A 19,538-nucleotide genomic window follows, 5' to 3' on the forward strand; every position below is an offset into this window, starting at 1 on the left:
GCCATGTTTCTCGCGCCTGCACTGCTGTTCGGATTGCTGGCCATCGGATTGCCGCTGTGGCTGCATCGCGTGGCGCGCGCGAATCCGACTCAGCATCAGTTCGCCTCGCTCATGTTGTTGGAAGCGAGCGAGACTCAGCGCACCGCAAAGAGAACGCTACGCTATTGGCTGCTGCTGGTTACCCGCATCCTGCTGCTGATCGCGCTGGTGCTCGCGTTCGCCGGTCCGCTGCTGACCGCTCGCATGGTGCCGCAGCCGAATGCCAACGCGCAGCTGCACGCGATCCTGGTCGATTCGTCGTTGTCCATGCAGCACCGAGGTCGCTGGCAGCGGGCCTTGCAAGAGGCCGAGAGTGTCATTGCCGCACTTCCCTCATCGGATCGCGTGATGCTGCTGACGGGCTCGGGTCGACGCATTGCTGTCGTGAGCCAGAGCACGCCGGCGGGAAATGCCGGTGCAGTGCGCACCTTGTTGAAAGATCTCAAGCCCGGCATCGAGCGCCTCGACTATGGCTTCGCGATGAGCACCGCGAATTCCTGGCTCGGATCGCCGCGACCGAAGGTCCTGCTGCACTTGATTTCGGACATGCAACGAAGCGCGGCGCCGTTACGCTTCGCCGATTTGCAGCTGCCGGCACAGACGCAGCTCGTGATGCACGACGTGAGCGATGGAGCCGCCGGCAACATCTTTATCGCCGGCGCCACGGTGATGCCCCTCGACACGCATTCGCTGCAAGCCACGGTGGGAAGCTCGGTCACTGAACCGCAGCAGCGCGAAGTGATTCTTCGCGTCGACGATAAAGAAATCTCCAGAAAGACTGTGACGCTCGCGGCCGCTGCGGCCCAGCCAGAAATCGTGGCTGGTGAAGGTGGCACGGCGCGCGAGGCCAACCTCTCCATCCAGCCGGTCGCGCAGCCGGCAACTGGCAATAGCGCCTCGTTCACGAAAGTCACCTTCAGCGACCTGAACCTGAGTCCCGGTGCGCATCGCATGGAGGTCGTGCTCGAGCCCGGCGACGAGTTGTCGCAAGACGATCGTTTCTTTTCTGTCATCGAGCAGGCCGATCCAACTGCGTTGCTGATCTCGCGCGATACGGAATCGGACGATACGGCCTACTTCGCCGCGGCGATCGGCGCCCTCTCCGCGCCCCGACTGACTGTCGAGCAGCGCGTGGCTAACTCCATGGACTCCGGCGGGCTCAGCAAATATTCGTTGATCGTCGTCTCCGATCCGAGCTCGCTGTCCAGCGCCGCGGCTCGGCGCATTCAATCTTATGTGGCCGCCGGCGGTGCGGTACTGGCCACGTTGGGCGAGGCACAGGAGAAGGACGATCCGCTGCTCGGCGATCTGCACAGCGGTGAGGTCAAGAACCGGACCGGCAAGGTCGGTGAAGTTGCCAGCACGCACCCGGTGCTGCGCGAAGCGGCGGATTGGAACCAGGTGCGATTCTTCCGACAGCGCACCATTCAGCCGACGGCCGACGACAAAGTCCTGATCGCGCTCGACGACGGCATGCCGCTGCTGATCGAGCGCACGCTCGGCGCCGGTCGGATGTTGATCCTGACGGTGCCGGTGGACCGGCGCTGGAGCGACATGGCGATCCACCCGCTATTCGTTCATTTCATTGGCTCGGCCGCGAGTTACCTGACGCAGGCCGAGGCGACCACGACCAGTGCGCTGGTCGGCTCGACCGTTACCACCGGATTGACCGCAGGCGGCGGCGGGCAGATATTCGATCCACAGGGCCGTCGGGTATTGGCGCTGGCGCAGAGTACGACCGACCGTCTGATTCCCGACCAGGCCGGGTTTTACGAGATTCGCGGCAGCGAAGGGGCGCGCTGGCTGGCGGTGAACGTGGATGTGCGTGAATCGGATCTCGCCACGTTACCTCCGGACTTCATCGCGCGCTGGCAGGCATTACGTGCGCAGGAGCCGACGTCGGCGGTTGCCCCGGCGCCTGCTGCCGAAGCCAAGCCGGAATCGCTCGGCCCCTGGCTGCTGTGGTTGGCCGCCATCCTGCTGTTGGCGGAAACACTGTTGGCGAATCGGCATCTGGCCATTCGTCGCGAGGTGCCGCAATGACCTCACGTGCACGACTCGAAAGCTATCTGGCTGAATTACGCAGCCGGCTGCGAGCACATATATATCTGCGCGCCGGCGCGGTCGGCGCCGCCGGCACGTTGCTGCTGACGTGCATTGCCGTCTGGCTGTTCAATCACGAAGGCTTCGCCGCGTCGATCGCGATCTCCGCTCGTGTTGCGCTGGCGGTGTTGCTGCTGCTGGTCGGGCTGATTCTGCTGTGGTTGCCTTTGCGGCGGCTGAAACGCGATGACGGCTCGAAAGTGTTCGAGCAGCACCTGCCGGCAGAGCACGGCCGCATCCAGACCTATCTCGATAGCAAACGACGTGAAGCTGAAGGACACGCGTCGCCGCTGATCGAGCTGCTCGCCGCGGACGCGGCTGAGATCGCCGAGAAAACTCCCCCATCAGCCATCATTTCGCAGCGTCGGTTCATGTTTGCGGCGTCGATCGCTGCCGTCGCGGTCGTCGCGCTCGCATTGCTCTTGAGCGTCGGCCCATCGTATTGGGGCTTCGGCAGTCGTCACTTGTTGTTGGGCGCGGAGCTGCCAAGCAAAGCCATCACTCTGAAGCGCGTGACGGTCGAGCCGGGCAATGCAACCGTCCGGCGTAACAGCGACGTGGCGATCCAGGCGACCATCGAGGGTTTCCGGCCGGATCAGACGCAGGTCTTCGTGCGCTTCGCCGATCAACAGCAATGGGAAGCGGCTCCCATGCGCTCGGCGGAGGAAGGCCTGTTCGACTTCAAACTGTACGCCGTGCGCGGCCCGCTCTCTTATTACGTCGAGGCCGATGGCGTTCGCAGCGCCGAGCACAACATCGGTGTCGTCGACCTGCCGAGAATAGAGCGTGTCAGGCTGACGTATCAGTATCCGGAGTGGACCGGCCTCGATGCGACGACGGATGAGGAGTCGCGTGACATTCGCGCGGTCGCGGGAACGGATGTCAAAGTCGAAGTTTTCGCCGATGCGCCTCTGGATGCGCCGGCATTGATCGTCGACGGGTTGAGCCAGGAACTGGAGCCGGACGGCCAGGCCAACACCGGCACCATCGCGGTCAAGGAGCCAGGCAAGTATCAGATCGGTGCACGCGTCGCGGATGAGTTCGTGGCGCTGAGCGACGAGTACACGATCGAAATCGTCGCGGACGAAAAGCCGACCATCGAGATTCGCAAGCCCGGCCGCGACTGGCGCGCCACCAGCATCGAAGAAGTGCCGGTGCACATCCAGGCCGAAGACGATTTCAAACTGCGCGATGTTTCATTGCTCTACTCCGTCAATGGCGGCGAGTGGAAGAAGATGCCGGTGGGCGGCGGCGCCAAGCGCTCCGAGAACGAGTCGTTGCTGAGCATGGAGGATCTGGGGGCGAAGGCCGCGGATGCGCAGCGGCTCGTGCCGGGCGATCTGGTGTCGTATTACGCCGTCGCCAAGGATCGCAAGCAGACCGTGCAGACCGATCTGTTCATGGTTCAGGTCCAGCCGTTCGAGCGCACCTTCAAGCAAGGACAAGGCGGTGGCGGCGGCGGTGGCGGCATGGCCGACGAGCAGGGCGCGATCTCCGAGCGTCAGCGCGAGATCCTGCTGGCCACGTGGAATCTGCAGCGAAGTGACGAACGCAATGCCCGCTCTCGCGAACAACTCGAAGACAGCGCGCGGATGCTGGCTGACTTCCAGACGACGCTGTCGACGCAGGCTCGCACGTTGGCGCAAAGAACGCGCGCACGTATGGATGTCGAATCGGACGAACGAGTGAAGACGTTCGTCGAGAGCCTGGAACGCGCGGCGGGATTGATGGAGCCTGCAGCCGGACATCTGTCCGCCTTCCGTTTGCAGCAGGCAGTCACTCCCGAACAGCAGGCGCTTCAACAACTGCTGCGTGCCGAATCGGCGTTCCGGGAAGTGCAGGTCTCCATGCAGCAGGACGGCGGCGGCGAAGGCTCGCAGGCGGCGCGCAACTTCAGCGAAATGTTCGAGCTCGAAATGGATGTCGAGAAGAGCCAGTACGAAAGCGAATCGCAGCTGTCGCAGCAGAACAGTCAGCAGGAGTTGAGCGAGGCCATCCGCAAACTGAAGGAGCTGGCCGAGCGTCAGGAGAAACTTGCCGAACAGCAGCGCAATGCCCAGGCTCTGCAAGAGCAGCGCTGGCAGCAGGAACAACTGCGGCGTGAGGCGGAAGATCTGCGCCGCCGGCTCAATGAATTGAATCGTCAGCAGCAGTCGTCTCAGCAACAGCAACAAGCCAATAACTCATCGCGGCAAAGTCAGGGCGGCGGTTCGAGCGGTTCGAGCGGCTCCAATGCTGGCGATAAAGGTCAGCGCAACAGCGGCAGTAATGCTCAGGAGCGCTCCGAAGTCGAGCAGGCATTGCAGTCGGTCGAGCAGGCGCTGGAGCAGATGCGCGCGGCGAACCAGTCGCAAGGCGAGAACGAGGCGAATGCTCAATCAGCGAAGGAAGCGAGCAAGCATCTGCGCCAGGCACTGAAGCAGATCGACAGGCCCGACGGCTCACGGCTGGATGAAACGCTCGAGCGCTTCGCGGATCGCAGCGGCCAGATGCTGGACGACCAGCGCCGCATCGAAGGCGAGCTGTACAAATCCATGTCGCAGGGAACTGAGTCGACGTTCCGTTCCAGCGGTCGTGGCGGCTTGAGCCAACGCGAAGTCAAAGACCTGGTCGAAGCGAAGCAACGCCTGGCCTCCGAGCTATCGGAGTTGCAAGGCGATATGCGCGGCGCCGTCCACGAGCATCGCACGAAGACACCCAAGAGCACGCAGCGTCTGAGTGAGATCGTGCGGGATATCGAAGGCTCCGATGTGATGTATCGGCTCAATCGCAGCGCCGCCGAGGTCTACTATGGCCGCGCCCGCGAGGCAGCGCCTCGTGAAGGGCTGATCACGGACGCGCTCGAATCGCTCGAGCACGACCTGCGCGAGGCGGCGACCCAAGCGTCGACGGAACGTTCGCAGAAGCGCGACTCGGCAACGACAGACGACCTGCTTGCCGAGGTCGCCGAGCTGCGTCGTGCTGTGAGGAGCGCGCAACGCTCTGGCGAGGAACAAGGCGGCCAAGCGGGACAGCAAGGCGATGCGAACCAAGGTCAAGGCGACCAGGCCGGCGACAACGACGCTCGCAGTGCAAGCTTGAAGGGCGAGAATAAAAAAGGCGGTGACAACAGCGAAGGTCAGCAGGCCGATGGCAGCAAAGGCTCGCCGGGCTCGCGCCAGGGCGGCACGTCGCAGTCGCAGAGCTCGCGTGGAGGTACTGCGGGCGCTCAGAACGGCCTCGCCGCCTGGAATCCGATCATTCCCGCGCGCGGACTCAACACGCTCGAAGACGGTCGTGGCTCATTGGCTCGACAGACCAGCGTAATCAGTCAGCGCATTCGCGAGCTCACGAATCGGATGACGGGGGGCGAGCTGACGGATTCAGAGCTGGAAGCGCTGCGCCGTCACGCGAATCAATTGCGACGGCTGAATGGCGATCCGCTGGCCGATCAGGGCGAGGCCATGCTGCGAGTCATCGATCAAATCGAACTGACTGCCTTGAATGCCGCGGCTCGCGCCAAGGGCGATTCATCGGCGCACGCAACGTTGCCATCGCCGGATTCGCCGCGTTATCGCGAGGCCGTGGCCGAGTACTACCGTCGCTTGGGGAATCGCTGAACGTGACGGTTGCTCATGAGGAACCTCCTTCACCTCTCGATGCTCGCCACCGGCGCCTTCGCGACGCTGGGCGCGCTCGCGGGCAGTAATCTCATCACTGGCGATGGCGGGCGCGCGTCCGCTCCCGCCGATCTGTCGCGACTGAATCTGGTTCGCGCCATCTACGACAGCGAAGGCGGCATGGGCGAGGCTTACTACGCTTACGACGGCCGCGTATGGGCGCGTTGGGAGACCGATTTTCCCGAAGGCGACGACAACTTCGGTCACCGCCTCAAACAGCTGACTCGTATCAATGTCGCGCCGAAGGCCGCAAGCCGCCTGCTCACCGCGCCCGACCTCGGCGATTTCCCAATGCTCTACATGTCCGATCCCGGTTACATGGTCATTACGGAAGAAGAGCGCACCGCATTCGCGAACTATTTGAAGCGCGGCGGGTTCGTTTGGGTCGACGACTTCTGGGGCGATGCGGAGTGGCAGCAGTTCGCCAACGTGATGCGCACCGTGCTGCCGAATCGAGAATGGCGCGTGCTCACGCTGGATCATCCCATCTTTCACACGGTGTTCGATCTCCAGGAGATGCCGCAGATTCCGGCGCTGCCGTTCGCCAGCCCCGGCGGCAGCACGGCCGAATCGCCGGGCGCACACAAGTTTCCCGCCGGCTCCCTCGACACACCGCAGATGCGCGCGTGGCTGGACGACGATGGCCGTATCATGGTGCTCGCCACCCATAACACCGATGTCGGCGACGGCTGGGAGCGCGAGGCCTATGGCGAGTGGTACTTCGAGACCTTTTCGACGCGCTCCTACATGGTCGGTGTGAATGTGGTGGTGTATGCAATGACGCACTGAACTCACATGCGACCATGACCAACGTCATCAATCTGAAGAAGGCCAAACAGCAGCGCGCCGAAGGCAAGACGCTGTGTTCTTCGGGCTTTCACAAGTGGGAAGTGCTGTCCGGTCGTCGTTTCGACGTGAAGCAGGGACGTCTGGTGAGTACCGAGCGCTGCAAGCGCTGCGGCGAAGAGCGCATCAAACTGACTTGAGCGTGCAGCCGCTGCCCACGATCGTCATTGCCGGCCGCTCACGGCCGCACGCATCGTTGACATCGCAGGCATACTACCGGCCGTGGCAGCCGAAGCAGACAAGATCAACACGGAGATGGAGACGACGCATTCGCGTTGGGCGCTCGCGTACGCGTGGCTTGCGGGGTTGGTCGTATACGCCGTCGCCATCTACGTCGCGAGTAACGACGTCCAGCGCTGGATCAACGACCTGGCCTGGACGGTGGCGGCTGCTGCCGCTGCGTATTGCTGCTTCCGCTCCGCTCGTCAGGTCGAGCCCGACCGACGCCGCGCCTGGCTGTGGATCACCGCCGCCTGCACCAGTTGGTTGTTAGGGCAACTGCACTGGAACTATGTGCACCTGATACTCGAGGTGCAGCAGCCCTTCCCGAGCCTCAACCAGATCTTCTACACCGGTTTCGCGCTCTTCATCATGGTCGGGGTCGTGCAGCTGCCCGAGGCTCGCAACCGCGAGCCGTTTACTCTCAAGCATGTCGGCAATCTCGGGCTCGTGACTTGCTGCCTGGCAGTTACGGTGGTGCTGGGCATGCTGGAGCCGGCGCTTCAGAACGCGGATGTTACGCCCGCGTTTCTCTGGATCGGTGTTGCACACACCGTGCTGGTCGCCGGCACGTTTCTATTCACGCTGAGCGCGCTGTGGACCTTCCGTTGGGGGGCGTCGTGGACGCCCATGCTGCTGATCGTCATCGGCACTTGCATCTATGCGGTGTCGAACTTCGCATATGCGCACGCCCTGCTGACCGAGAGCTATTTGCCGGACGACCTGGTCAACGTCAGCTGGCTGCTCATGTTCGGATTGGTGGCCGCTGCCGCGCATGAGCAGTCGTGGCTGAGCAAGCGCGAGCAAGGCGACATCGCGCAGAAGACGCAGGTGCGCGAGCGTTGGCTCGAGGCAGTGATGCCGGCATTGCTGATCGTCATCATGATCGTCGTGGCATTGAGCAGCTCGGCGGCTTTCACGCCGCGCGTCATCTGGCTGTCGGCGACGATCTTCATCCTGTTCGCCGTGATCCTGGGCGCACGCGAAGCCTGGATTCAAAGCGAATCGCAGCAGCTGACGGATCAGCTGATGAGCGCCAATCAGCAGTTGCAGGACGCGAATATCGAGTTGCGCCATAGCGAACAGCGCTATCGCGAGCTGACCACGGCGCTCGAACAACGCGTCGGCGAGCGCACCACCGAGCTCAAGCGCGCTTATGAGGAGCTCGAAGGGTTCTCTTATGCCGTCGCTCACGACTTGAAGGCCCCGTTGCGTGCGATCAACGGCTTCGCGCACTTGTTCGAACAGGAGATGGAAGGGCTGCTGACCGAGCGGGCGCGCGAGCACCTGTCACGAATCCGTGGCGGCTCGTTGAAGATGTCGACGCTGATCGACGATCTGCTGTCGTACTCGCACATCGACCGTCGCGGTATGCAGGCCAGCGTCATCAGCCTGCCGTCGCTGGTGGATCAGGTGCTGAGCCCCTACCAGGACGAGATACAACGGCGCGCAATCGTGATGACCGTGGTCGTCGAGCCGATGACGGTGCGTGTCGACGCCAGTGGCCTGTCGTTGGCGCTGCGTAATCTCGTGGAGAACGCGTTGAAGTACACGCGCGATACCAAGACACCGCGTATAGCGGTCGTCTGTCGTCGCAAGGATGGTGGCGTGTTGTTAGCGGTGACCGACAACGGCATCGGCTTCGACATGCAATATCACGATCACATTTTCAAACTGTTCCAGCGCTTGCACCGGGACGACCAATATCCGGGCACCGGCATCGGCCTCGCCCTGGTCCGCAAGGCGATCGAACGCCTGGGCGGCAAGGTGTGGGCGCAGAGCAAGCCGGGCGAAGGCTCGACCTTCACGATCGAACTGCCCTAATTCGCCGGCGCTCGACGCCACACCTGCTCGATGCGAGCGGGCACGGGCTTGTGATCGAGCATGCGGACCACTAGCAGTGTGCCGGCCAGTGCCAGTATCGATCCCAGCGTGAAGGCCGGTGCATAGCCGATTGCGTCGGCGACCGCCGCGCCCGAGACGTTACCGATCGGGCCCATCACAACCACGAGGCTGGCGAACAAGGTGTAGTCCGTGCCGGCGTGTTCCGGATCGGACGCGTCCATCATCAAGGTGAACAACGCGACGGTCGCCATGGTGCCGATCACGCCTTCGCAGATGGTCGCGACCCAGAGTAGTGAAACACCGCCCATGCCCACGGCGGCGGCGATGTAGAGCGTGTACGACGCTGCTTGCGCGATGCCGCTGGTGAGCACGGCCGTTCGCCGGCCGGCACTGAAGGCGAGCCAGCCGCCGATCAGTGCACCGAATAAGCTGGTGGCGGAGCCGACGGTGCCTTTCATCAACGCGATGGCTTCCTTGTTCATGCCCTGATCGATGAGAAACGGGCCGAGCAAGGTCGCCACCATCTGATCGCCGAAGCGATATAGAAAGATGATGGCGGCGAACCACAGGATGCCCGGCTGCATCAGCCTGTGTGCCCAGCCGATGAGCAGTTCGCTCGCGCTGTATTTCGCACCGTCGGTAGCGGCCCTTGTTTCCTTCAGGAAGAAGGTCGGTAGCACCGTGAGTGCCAGCAAGGCGGCCATACAAACGAAGGTGACCTGCCAGTTGGTGCGCGCGAAGACGCTGAGTAGCAAACCGCCGCCAAGGATCATACCGAAGCGATACGCGCCCACCTGAATAGCGTTTGCGAGTCCCCGCTCCTTGGTATCGAGCATGCGAACGGCGAGCCCGTCCGTGATCACGTCTTGAGACGCGGCAAGGATGTTGAACGCGAAGGCGGCCATGATCAGCACCATCAAGCCATTGCTCGGGTCGGCCTGCGTCAACAGCAAAGCGCCGATGATCGAGGCCAACTGAAAGAAGAGCAGCCAGGCGCGGCGGGTGCCGGTGTGATCGAGGAACGGCGCCCAGAGAAACTTCAATACCCAAGGCAGTGCTACGAAGCTGAGGAGGCTGATTTGCGTGAGCGAGTAGCCGGCCTCTCGGAGCAGCACTGGGAGTGCGAGCGTGAAGAAGCCGAATGGCAGGCCCTGCGCCACGTAGAGCGCGATCAGCAGGGTAATTTTGTAGCTACGAGTCATCGGCCACTCGGCCTCGTTGGTCTCGGTAGCGTAGTTTAGTGCGCTTCGCTCGCTTCGCGCGGAGCTAACGCGCCACCGTTCTCCTGGCCGGATTTCGCTTCGCGCTGTCGCTTCGCGTTGCGCGCAGCCTGACGGCAGAGCTGGGGCGTAGGTGGGGGTCTCGGGAAACTGGCGAGCGTCTTCGGTACTGCCAACGTGCAACGGCTTGCTCGAATGGCGGCGGCGGTACAGTCACCGTGCTTGCGAACTTCCCGAGACCCCCACCTTTCCCCAGCTCTAAGATGCGCGACTCGATGCTTTGTCCTGCGTCCAAGGTGGGAGCGTTGGGCTGGGGCGCTTTCTCGGGCGTCTGCGCTTCGCTGGACGCGGAGAGGGGGCGGCAGCACTGAACTCCGGCCGGGCTTCCCCTTGCCAAACATCTGGGATTACTGCGCAGTCCAACCACCGTCCAGCACCAGGCACTGGCCCGTGATATTCCGCGCCGCCGGACTGAGCAGAAACTCGACGCATCCAACCAATTCATCCGTGGTAATGAATTCCCGCTTGGGCATCGGCTTCAGCATGATCTCCTCGACCACCTGCTGCTCCGTCATGTGATGAGTCTTGGCGAGTGAGGCGATCTGCGCATCGACGAGTGGCGTCTTCACATACCCCGGGCACACGGTGTTTACCGTGATATCCGCGTCGTGCGTCTCCAGCGCAATCGTCTTGCTGAAGCCCACGAGACCATGCTTCGCCGCCACGTACGCGCTCTTGAACGGCGACGCGATCAGCGCGTGAATCGAGCCGATATTCACGATCCGGCCATAGTTCCTCTTCCGCATGGACGGCAACACAGCTCGCGTCAGCAAAGCAGTTCCCGTCAGCATCACCGCAATCAGGAGCTGCCACTTCTCCGGCGGAAACTCCTCCAGCGGCGACACGAATTGCAGGCCGGCGTTGTTGATCAGGATATCCGGCGTGTCTTCACCCAAAGACGCAAACGCCGCATCGATCTGCTTCGCATCCGACAAGTCGAACGCCAGCGTACGAATCCGAGGCACACTGTTTCTTAACGAATCGAGCGCGGACTGCTGTAAGTCACAAGCGATGACCTCGTGGCCGCCCGCCGCGAAGTGTTCGGTCAGCGCCAGGCCGATGCCGCTGGCCGCGCCGGTGATCAGGATGCGATGTTTAGAAGCCATGAGCCCGGTCAATCAGCTTTTCAGAAGCCGTGTTGTGGCGCTAGGGCGCACAACACGACACCTGGAACGTTCGATTCGCAATTAGTAACGATACGTTGCGGTTACCGAGACGGTCCGCGGCGGTCCGTAGAAACCTATCTGGCTGAACCCACCCGTCGGGCCCGTCGCGCCGAAGTCATAACCTGCGACTCGATATTCCTCGTCGAGGATGTTCTTGCCCTCGACGGCGAAGCGCCAGGTTTCATCCGCGGTCGTGTAGGCAACGCCCAGATCCAGAATGTCATAGGCATCCTGATCCGTGATGCTCGCAGTCGTGTTTGCGACCTTGGTAGCACTGCGGTACTGATAACCCGCGTGAATGCTCATGTCGCCAGCCCCGAGCGACCACTCATAGGTGCCGCCGAGGAACGTCGTCCAGTCGGGCGAGTTGATCGGTTCGTTGAAGCCGCTGAGATCCACGCGACAGCCGGGTGCCGGCGTCGGGCAGGAAGTGAAGAATTCTTCGAACTCCGCGTCCAGGTAACCCACATTCGCCACCAGCGTCAGCCCCGCGACTGGCCGCCACATCGTTTCCAGTTCCACGCCCTGGTTCACCTGTTTGCCCGCGTTCAGCACTGCAGTGGCGTTGACCGGAATGCCATTGCGGATCACGAACTCCTGCGTCGTGATCTGAATGTCTTCGTATGGCGTGTAGAAGGCAGTGAGGTTCAGCTGCAAGGTGTCGTCGAACCACGCCGATTTCATGCCCACTTCGAAGTTGTCCGCGGTCTCGGAGTCGTAACCATTGCTCGTATTCGGATTGGCGAGCTGATTGCCGCGCATATCGAAGCCGCCGCTCTTGAAGCCTTCGGCGTAGCTGAAATACAGCATCAGGTCGTCGTTGAGCTTGAAGTCCATGCCGAGGCGCGGCGAGACGTTGGAGAAGCTGCGGTCATTGGTGTAGTCGCTCTGCACGGCGATCAGCGTGAACCCGGCAGGCACATTGCGCTCATTGAAGAGCGTAGCGTTCGGCGCGAGCACGCCGGCATATTGGGCGACGAACACGGTCGCCTCTTTGTCGTCCTCATTCCAGCGAGCCCCGACGTTCAGGTTCAAGCGGTCGGTCAGCGACCAGGTCGTATCGAAGTACACCGCGATGCTGTCGGTATCGACGCTGCCTTTAGTGAGCGAGGTCAGGCCCAGCGAGCCTAAGGAGGCGTCGAACGCACCCGTCGCCTGGCCGGTGAAGTAATAGACACCGGCGACGCCTTGCACCAGATCGCTGGTGTAGGTCAGTTGCACTTCGCCGCTGGTTTGATCGTCGCTGTACTGGGCAGGCACCTGGAACAGATTGGCGTTCAACTCGTCGAAGTCGATGAACTGGCGGCCCTCGCCTTCGCGATACGCGCCGACGACCTTCAGGTCCAATGCGTCGGTGAGCGATTGGGTGTACGTCGCGGCGACGCCTTTGTTGATGAAGCGATCGCGGTCCACCGGCATGTCGGTGCGTTGGTCGTAGCGATCGTTCAAGCGCGGATAGGTGCCGGCCGCCGGACCGGCCGCGACGGTGAGATTGTTGAGCCGCTGGCCGCCGGTAGCATTCGAGTTGTCCTGCACGGTATCGGCCAGTATGCGCAGCCTGGAGCTGTCGCCCCAGACAAACGTCGCATTGGCGCGCGCCGCGAGCACGTCTTTGTCAGAAACATCCTGTCCGACGCGGTTGTACGAGCGTGCCCGGCCGTCGTCGACGATCTCGCCGTAACCATCCCGTCGCAGGTAGGCTACCGCAGCGCCGAGAAAGACGTGCTCGTCGACCACGGGCATCGAGCCGCCAACTTTGACTTCGCGCTGGTTGTAACTGCCGCCAGTCGCTGAAACATTCAGCGCCGCCTCATCCGTCGCGATATCTCGCGTTACGTATTTGATCGCGCCGGCGATCGTGTTCTTGCCGTACAGCGTGCCTTGCGGCCCGCGCAGGACTTCGATGCGCTCGACATCGTAAACGTCCAGCAGCGCGCCTTGCGGGCGAGCGATATAAACATCGTCGATGTAGATGCCCACGCCGGGCTCGAAGCCCCACAGCGGATCGTTCTGGCCGACGCCGCGGATGTATGCGTTGATCGTGCTGCTGGTGGCGCGGCCGGCGTTCACTTTGATATTCGGCGCGAACGCGGTCATATCCTCGAGCGTGCGGACGTTCTGGGTCTGCAGCTGATCCGCTGTGAGCGCGGAGATCGCTACAGGCACGTCCTGCAGACTTTCTTCACGCCGGCGTGCAGTGACGACGACGCTTTCGATGCTGGTAACGGCGGCGTCATTGTTCGATTGCGCGCTGGCCGGTGTCGGCAGCTGTGCGGCGAGAATGGCGGCGATCGACAGGCGCAAGGCGCCCCGAGAAGTATAGGCAGTCATGCTCAAGTCCCCCTAACTGACCCGTCATGCGATGCAGGCCTGGATTTATTCATCAGGTGATGATTATTGACGAGATTGCCTCCACCGGCGCTCGCTGTCAATTATTCAGCAGTTGATGAATACTTGCCGAGAGCTAACCATGTATGCTGTCAGGGTTTTTACCCAACCCACGAACATGAGCACCAAACGCCGCAAAGTCCGTCGGGGCCGGCCGTTGAAGACCGACGCCGCGCCCGACATGCGGGAGCGGATCCTCGACGCTGCCGAAGATCACTTTTCGCGCCATGGCTTCTGGGGCGTGACGGTGCGCGAGGTGGCGCAGGAAGCGAAGGTCGACACCGCCCTGTTGCACTACTACTTCGATACCAAGCGCGGCTTGTTCGATGCCGTGTTCGAGCGCCGGGCGGAGATCATCAACAAGGAGCGCATCGAGTCCATCGACGCCTATGTGAAGTCGGCCGGCAGCGCCATCAGCGTGGAAGGCGTGATCGATGCGTTTTTACAGCCCATCCTGCAGCGGGCAGCTACCGGCGATCAGCGCTGGCACAATTACTTTGCGTTGATCGCCCAGGTGAACAACACGCCGGCCTGGGGCGGTGAAACCATGGGCCGCACTTTCGACAACGTGATTCATCATCTGATCGACGCGCTTCGTCAGGCGCTGCCCGATGTCAGCGAAGAAGAGTTGTACTGGAGCTATCACTTCCTCTCCGGCGCGCTGACGCTCACGCTGTCGCAGACCGGGCGCATCGACCGGCTATCCGAGGGGCTGTGCAAATCCAGCGATTTCCAAGCCATCGGCCGGCGCATGGCGCCATTCATCGCCAGCGGCTTCGAGCGTCTGTGCAAGCCGCAGGCGGCGAAACGTAAAAAGGCCCCCTGAAGCTGCGCCGTTTCAGGTACAACGTCGGCCCATGAATTGGTTTGTCCAAGGCCTCACCCTGGTGCTGAGTACGATTGTGGCGCTGCTGCCCATCGTCAATCCGCTGTCTGCGGTCGGCATGGTCGTGACGATCACCTCGAACTTGAACGAGCACGAGCGCACCGAGCAGATCCGGCGCGCCTGCATTTACATGTTCTTCATTCTCACGTCGTTCCTGGTCGCGGGCGGCCTGATCATGAACTTCTTCGGCATTTCCATTCCCGGCCTGCGCATCGCCGGCGGCATGATCGTGAGCTACCTGGGCTTTCGCATGCTGTTCCCGGATACCGTGGCGATGTCACGGCAGGAGCAGATGGAAGCGGCGGGCAAGGCCGATGTGTCGTTCACGCCGCTCGCCATGCCGGGCTTGAGCGGCCCGGGCTCGATCGCCGTCGTCATCGGCTTGTCGGCTTCGGCGCAGCAGACCGAGCACATCGTGGTAGGCCACGTGTTGATCGCGCTGGGCATCGCCGTGGTCGGCGTGATCTCTTACATCACGCTGCGAGCCGCCACCAGGCTGTCGAAAGTGCTCGGCATCGCGGGCATGAACGCGATGGCGAGGATCATGGGCTTCCTGCTGATCTGCATCGGCGTGCAGTTCATGATCAACGGCGTGCTGGATGTGGTGCGGCTGGCGCACGCCGCGGCTGCGGCTTAACCAAAGACAGCGAACAACTGCCGAGACAGCGCGACCGGCCGGCCGTTCGGATCGTGCAGCAGGCCGGTTTGATTCACATAGCCGCCGGTCGCGGCATCGATGTCGCTGTCGATGCGCCACCAGGCTTCCGGGCTGAATTCCAGATCGTGCTCGAAGAACTCCAGCATCCAGACCAGTGAGCTGCCCGGGGCTGGCGCCTTGTACATGGACAGCGCGGGCGTCGGAATGCAATCGATCAAGCCGACGATGTGCGATTCAGTCAGGGGCGCGGGATCGCGATGGCGAATGAACACTTTGGAAGGCGAGCGCGTGCTGCTGAAGGGTTTCGCCCCCAACGCCCAGCGCAGCGCGAAGTGTTGTACGAAGGCAGGGAAGCGATCGGGTGAGTAACGAACCTCGTTGATCTCCTCGACCTTCCGCGGCGAATCGACTGCAGCCGGTTTGACGAGCACCGCCGACTCGCGATCCATGCCGTAGACGCCAACTTGCACGGCGGCAACCTGATCGCCATCGAGCACTTCGCACTGAGCCAGCGTCACCGCTCGGCCAACACGTAATACGCGTGCCCGAATGCGCCACGTCCCGGCGGCGGCCGGACCAACGAAGGTCGTTTGCAGCGAGCGCAGCGGCCGGTCGCGTGGGACCAGCTTGCGCATCGCTTCGTTTCCTACTCCGGCAACGAGTCCGCCATAGGTGGCGCGGCCCTGCATCCAATCGTCGCTGACCGTGACCTGGAATTCTTCGCCCGTCGCACCAATCGAATCGAGAATCTCGGAGAAACGCATCGCTGGACCCTGTTTCGGACGCGGCACATTACAGCAGCTTCGCGCCGTTCGGCACTCGTCTTTCTGGACGGACCAGCACCACGCGTCCTTCCTCATCGTGGAATCCCGTGACCAGTACTTCAGAGCGGAATGGGCCGATCTGTTTGGGCGGGAAATTCACAACCGCCATCACTTGTTGTCCGACCAGATCTGCCTTGCCGTACAGCGCAGTGATCTGTGCGCTCGAAACCCGCTCGCCGATCTGCGGACCGAAATCGATGCGCAGCTTCCAGGCGGGCCGACGGGCTTCGGGAAATTCCATCACTTCCAGAATGGTGCCGGCGCGCAGTTCTACTTTCTCGAAGTCACCCCAGCTGATGGGCGGCGCGAGCGTTGGTTGAGTCATCAAATTTCCTCTACATGATCGAGCGCTTCGGTATTGGCGGCGCCCAGCGGCACCATCGGCAAAACGTGCTGAGTTGCGGCGATCGGCACGCGGATCAACACCGGACCGCGAGCGGTCATCGCGCGGGACATTGCACCGTGCGGATCGGCTGCACCGCCCAGGTCCAATGCCGGAATGCCGAAAGCCTCCGCGATGGCGACGAAGCGACTCGGTTGTGAATACAGCGAGGCGACGAACCGCTGCCGATAGAACAATTCCTGCTGCTGGCGGACCAGACCGAGCGCGGCATTATCGAGCAGCACGATTTTCACATTCAAATCGAGCTCGGCCAGCGTCGCCAGCTCCTGCACGTTCATGAGCAGGCTGCCGTCGCCCGTGAAGCACACGGTTGTAGCGTCCGGCTCGACCAGCGCCGCGCCGATGGCGGCGGGCAGGCCGAAGCCCATCGTGCCGAGGCCGCCCGAGGTGAGCCAGCGATCCGGGCGCATGAACGGGAAACGTTGTGCCACCCACATCTGATGCTGGCCGACGTCGGTAGTTACGATGACATCCTCCGGCGCGAGCGCACCGACCGCTCGCACGATCCCATACGGCGAGCACACGTCGCTGCTGCCTGGTGTCCGCAGCGGATGACCCTGCTTCAGTTGATTCACTCGGGACAGCCACAGTGCTCGCCGTGTCGCCTGCACACGTTTCAGTAATTCGCGGGTCGCGAAGCCCGCGTCGGCGCAGATCGACACGTCGACCGCTTTGATCTTGCCGAATTCGCGCGGGTCGATGTCGATGTGAATGATTCGAGCGTGCGGGGCGAACCGCTTTGGATCGCCCGTGGCGCGATCATCGAAGCGCGCGCCGATGGCAATCAACAGGTCGCACTCATCGATGATCAAGTTGGTATAGCGCGCGCCGTGCATGCCCAACATACCGATGTCCAGACTGTGGCCGGCGGGCAACGCGCCCAATGCCATCAGTGTCGAAGTCACCGGCAGGGCGGCGCGTTCAGCCAGCTCACGAATCTCCGCGTGCGCCCTCGCCTTGACGATGCCGCCGCCCACATAGAGCACCGGCCGTTGGGCCGCATTGATCATTTGAGCCGCGAGATCGAAGTGCTGCCGCGTTTCGAGCACGGAGATCGACGCTTGCTCACGCTGTGCTTCCCTCGCAGGCTCAGACTCGGAGAGTTGAAGCTGAACATCCTTGGGCACATCGATCAGCACCGGGCCGGGTCGTCCACCCTCGGCGATGCGGAAGGCTTCCGGGATCACGTGCCACAGTTCGCTCGCATTCCGCACGAAGAAACTCGCTTTGGTGATGGGGCGTACCATGTCGACGGTCGGCACTTCCTGAAACGCGTCGGTGCCGATCAGCGACTGCGGCACCTGGCCGGCGATGCACACCAAGGGAATCGAATCGAGCTTGGCGTCGGCAAGCGCGGTCACGACATTCGTCACACCGGGGCCAGAGGTTGCGAAACAGACGCCGGCTTTGCGCGTGATGCGCGACATGCCTTGCGCGATGAAGCCTGCTGCTTGCTCGTGGCGCGCAAGGATGTGGCGAATGCGCGTCGAACGGCCCAGCGCTTCATACAACGGCAATAACGCGCCGCCGGGTATGCCCGCGACGATGTCGACCCCCTGCCGCTCCAGGAGGTGGATGATGAGCTCGGCGCCAGTGCGTTTCGGTGCAGCGGCCGGTTGTGTAGCGATCACGAGGGCTCCTTGTTGGGCCCATCGACACAAAACCGGCGCTTAAAACGAAAAACCCCCGCCGGCTTTGCACCGACGGGGGTCGTTGATTCGTAATTTAATAGTTCCCCTACGGCGCGTCGCTGATGGCTACGACCGGTACTACGACGTTGATCAGGCTGATGATCACGGCGATGGGGGAGGAAGTATGGGACACGTGCGGGTTAGTCACTTAAGTCACGTGACTGCACTATAGCCACCCCGCGCGTAACCTGACAAGTGCGCTGACGTGCAACACCTCATTTATTGCGTCAGGGCGCGTGGAGCGGGGCCAACATAATGCGCGGTGGGCCGAATGATGCGATTGTCCTGTCGCTGTTCCATCACATGTGCGACCCAGCCGAACACGCGCGCGGCCGCGAAGCTCGCGGTGAAAAACTCCTTGGGAATACCCAGCGCCAGATAAACGACGCCTTTGTAGAACTCCAGGTTGGCGCGCAGCGTGCGTCGTTTCTCACGAGTTTGCTCGATGAAGGCTTCGTCGACGGCGCTCAGCACATCGAGCAGCTTGATGTGTTCAGGCCGATGCGCAGCTTGCTGGGCCAGCGCCCGGATCATGCGTGAGCGAGGATCGACCACGCGATACTCGCGATGACCCATGCCCATCACCTTGCGCCCGGTTGCAAGGCACTGCGCCACGAACTCGCGTGCGCGTTCAGGCTCGCCGACTTCTAGCGCCATCTCCAGTGCTTGCTGATCGGCGGCGCCGTGCAGCGGTCCATATAACGCGCCCATGGCGGCAGAGAGGGCCGAAGTCGCCGGGGCTAGTGTCGAAGTGACCACGCGCGCGGTGAATGTGCTGGCGTTGAAGCCATGATCGAGTTGCAAGATCTGCGCACTTTCAAATACCGAGACTTCGAGCGGCGAGGGCTGCCGGCCGTGCAACAGTTGCAGGTAACGCTCGCCATAGCGGCGCGAGCTCGGATACGGATGCTCGGGATGATCCTGCAGCGCTGCGTAGATGGTGGCGATGGCGGCGGGAATGCGAGCAGCGACGATGAGCGCCTCTTCTTCCTGCGGCGATCGGCCCAGGCTGATGGCGGGAGGTTCCAACGCGAGCAAGCTCGTGATCGCTTGCAATGTCGCCATCGGATGCTCGCCATGCCGCGCGATCTGACGAAGAGACGCGGCGAGCTCCGGCGGCAAGCGGCCTGCGATCCACAAATAGTCTTCGACTTCCTGGAGTCGATCGGCATCCGGCAGCGTTCCGAACACGACCAGGTGCATGACTTCTGCGAAGCGCTTACGCGCCAGCTCTTCGACGGCGTATCCGCGGTAGTAGAGCCGGCCGGCTTCGCCATCGATCAGCGACACCGCAGTGGTGTCGGCGATCACGCCTTCCAGACCCTTGTGAACGTGTTGCAATGACTCGCTCATGACTCGTCCCCGCGGCGCCTCGATGACTGCTCAAGCTACGCCTGAGCGCGCTACTCCACGACGCCGCGGCGGCGATGCGTTTATCAGCGGCTGTGATCGCATCGGCGGGCGTTATACCCTTATCGATCGCGCTGACAGGCAGCGCTTCTTTCAATGAATTTGCAGTAGCTGCGACTGC

14 protein-coding genes are annotated in these 19,538 nt (G+C 62.4%); 7 read left to right on the forward strand and 7 right to left on the reverse strand.

Annotated elements, in window-relative coordinates:
* Positions 1-3 precede the first annotated feature (3 nt).
* From EK373_RS04855 to EK373_RS04875, 5 genes are all read left to right on the forward strand, one after another.
* Complete coding sequence (locus EK373_RS04855; protein WP_129641597.1) at positions 4-2,082, forward strand: BatA domain-containing protein; 2,079 nt, start codon at positions 4-6, stop codon at positions 2,080-2,082.
* The gene (locus tag EK373_RS04860; RefSeq protein WP_129641598.1) at positions 2,079-5,741 is read left to right on the forward strand and encodes a DUF4175 family protein; all 3,663 of its coding nucleotides are present in this window, start codon (positions 2,079-2,081) and stop codon (positions 5,739-5,741) included. The genes EK373_RS04855 and EK373_RS04860 overlap by 4 nt, the downstream gene beginning before the upstream one ends.
* A gap of 15 nt (positions 5,742-5,756) precedes the next feature.
* A complete protein-coding gene (locus EK373_RS04865) occupies positions 5,757-6,590 on the forward strand; it encodes a DUF4159 domain-containing protein (RefSeq protein ID WP_129641599.1) in 834 nt (277 codons plus the stop codon).
* Between the two features lie 14 nt (positions 6,591-6,604).
* Positions 6,605-6,787 (forward strand): hypothetical protein, encoded by a 183-nt coding sequence (locus tag EK373_RS04870; RefSeq protein ID WP_129641600.1) that lies wholly within the window; start codon positions 6,605-6,607, stop codon positions 6,785-6,787.
* 82 nt (positions 6,788-6,869) lie between these two features.
* Positions 6,870-8,690, forward strand: coding sequence for a sensor histidine kinase (locus EK373_RS04875; protein WP_129641601.1), 1,821 nt, complete (start codon positions 6,870-6,872; stop codon positions 8,688-8,690).
* On the opposite strand, the gene EK373_RS04880 is transcribed toward EK373_RS04875, so the two are convergent.
* From EK373_RS04880 to EK373_RS04890, 3 genes are all read right to left on the reverse strand, one after another.
* A complete protein-coding gene (locus EK373_RS04880) occupies positions 8,687-9,913 on the reverse strand; it encodes an MFS transporter (RefSeq protein WP_129641602.1) in 1,227 nt (408 codons plus the stop codon). The genes EK373_RS04875 and EK373_RS04880 overlap by 4 nt on opposite strands.
* 425 nt (positions 9,914-10,338) lie before the next feature.
* On the reverse strand, positions 10,339-11,097 hold the full coding sequence (locus tag EK373_RS04885; RefSeq protein ID WP_129641603.1) for a 3-hydroxybutyrate dehydrogenase: 759 nt from the start codon (positions 11,095-11,097) through the stop codon (positions 10,339-10,341).
* An 81-nt stretch (positions 11,098-11,178) separates the two neighbouring features.
* Positions 11,179-13,488 (reverse strand): TonB-dependent receptor, encoded by a 2,310-nt coding sequence (locus EK373_RS04890; RefSeq protein ID WP_129641604.1) that lies wholly within the window; start codon positions 13,486-13,488, stop codon positions 11,179-11,181.
* A 175-nt stretch (positions 13,489-13,663) separates the two neighbouring features.
* Between EK373_RS04890 and EK373_RS04895 the strand changes: the two genes are divergently transcribed.
* Together EK373_RS04895 and EK373_RS04900 are read left to right on the forward strand one after the other, a co-directional pair.
* Positions 13,664-14,371: a TetR/AcrR family transcriptional regulator gene (locus tag EK373_RS04895; protein ID WP_129641605.1), complete on the forward strand. Its 708-nt coding sequence runs from the start codon at positions 13,664-13,666 to the stop codon at positions 14,369-14,371.
* A gap of 31 nt (positions 14,372-14,402) precedes the next feature.
* Positions 14,403-15,068: a MarC family NAAT transporter gene (locus tag EK373_RS04900; protein ID WP_129641606.1), complete on the forward strand. Its 666-nt coding sequence runs from the start codon at positions 14,403-14,405 to the stop codon at positions 15,066-15,068.
* On the opposite strand, the gene EK373_RS04905 is transcribed toward EK373_RS04900, so the two are convergent.
* From EK373_RS04905 to EK373_RS04920, 4 genes are all read right to left on the reverse strand, one after another.
* Entirely contained in the window at positions 15,065-15,853 is a 789-nt protein-coding gene (locus tag EK373_RS04905) for an acyl-CoA thioesterase (protein ID WP_157994223.1), read from the reverse strand. The genes EK373_RS04900 and EK373_RS04905 overlap by 4 nt on opposite strands.
* A gap of 28 nt (positions 15,854-15,881) precedes the next feature.
* On the reverse strand, positions 15,882-16,238 hold the full coding sequence (locus tag EK373_RS04910) for a tRNA-binding protein (RefSeq protein ID WP_129641608.1): 357 nt from the start codon (positions 16,236-16,238) through the stop codon (positions 15,882-15,884).
* Positions 16,238-17,947 (reverse strand): biosynthetic-type acetolactate synthase large subunit, encoded by a 1,710-nt coding sequence (gene ilvB, locus EK373_RS04915; RefSeq protein WP_232831015.1) that lies wholly within the window; start codon positions 17,945-17,947, stop codon positions 16,238-16,240. Before ilvB ends, EK373_RS04910 begins: the two co-directional genes overlap by 1 nt.
* A gap of 279 nt (positions 17,948-18,226) precedes the next feature.
* On the reverse strand, positions 18,227-19,360 hold the full coding sequence (locus EK373_RS04920; RefSeq protein WP_129641609.1) for a citrate/2-methylcitrate synthase: 1,134 nt from the start codon (positions 19,358-19,360) through the stop codon (positions 18,227-18,229).
* Positions 19,361-19,538: the final 178 nt, after the last annotated feature.

The sequence above is a fragment of the Peristeroidobacter agariperforans genome (assembly GCF_004138335.1).
GTDB lineage: Bacteria > Pseudomonadota > Gammaproteobacteria > Steroidobacterales > Steroidobacteraceae > Steroidobacter > Steroidobacter agariperforans.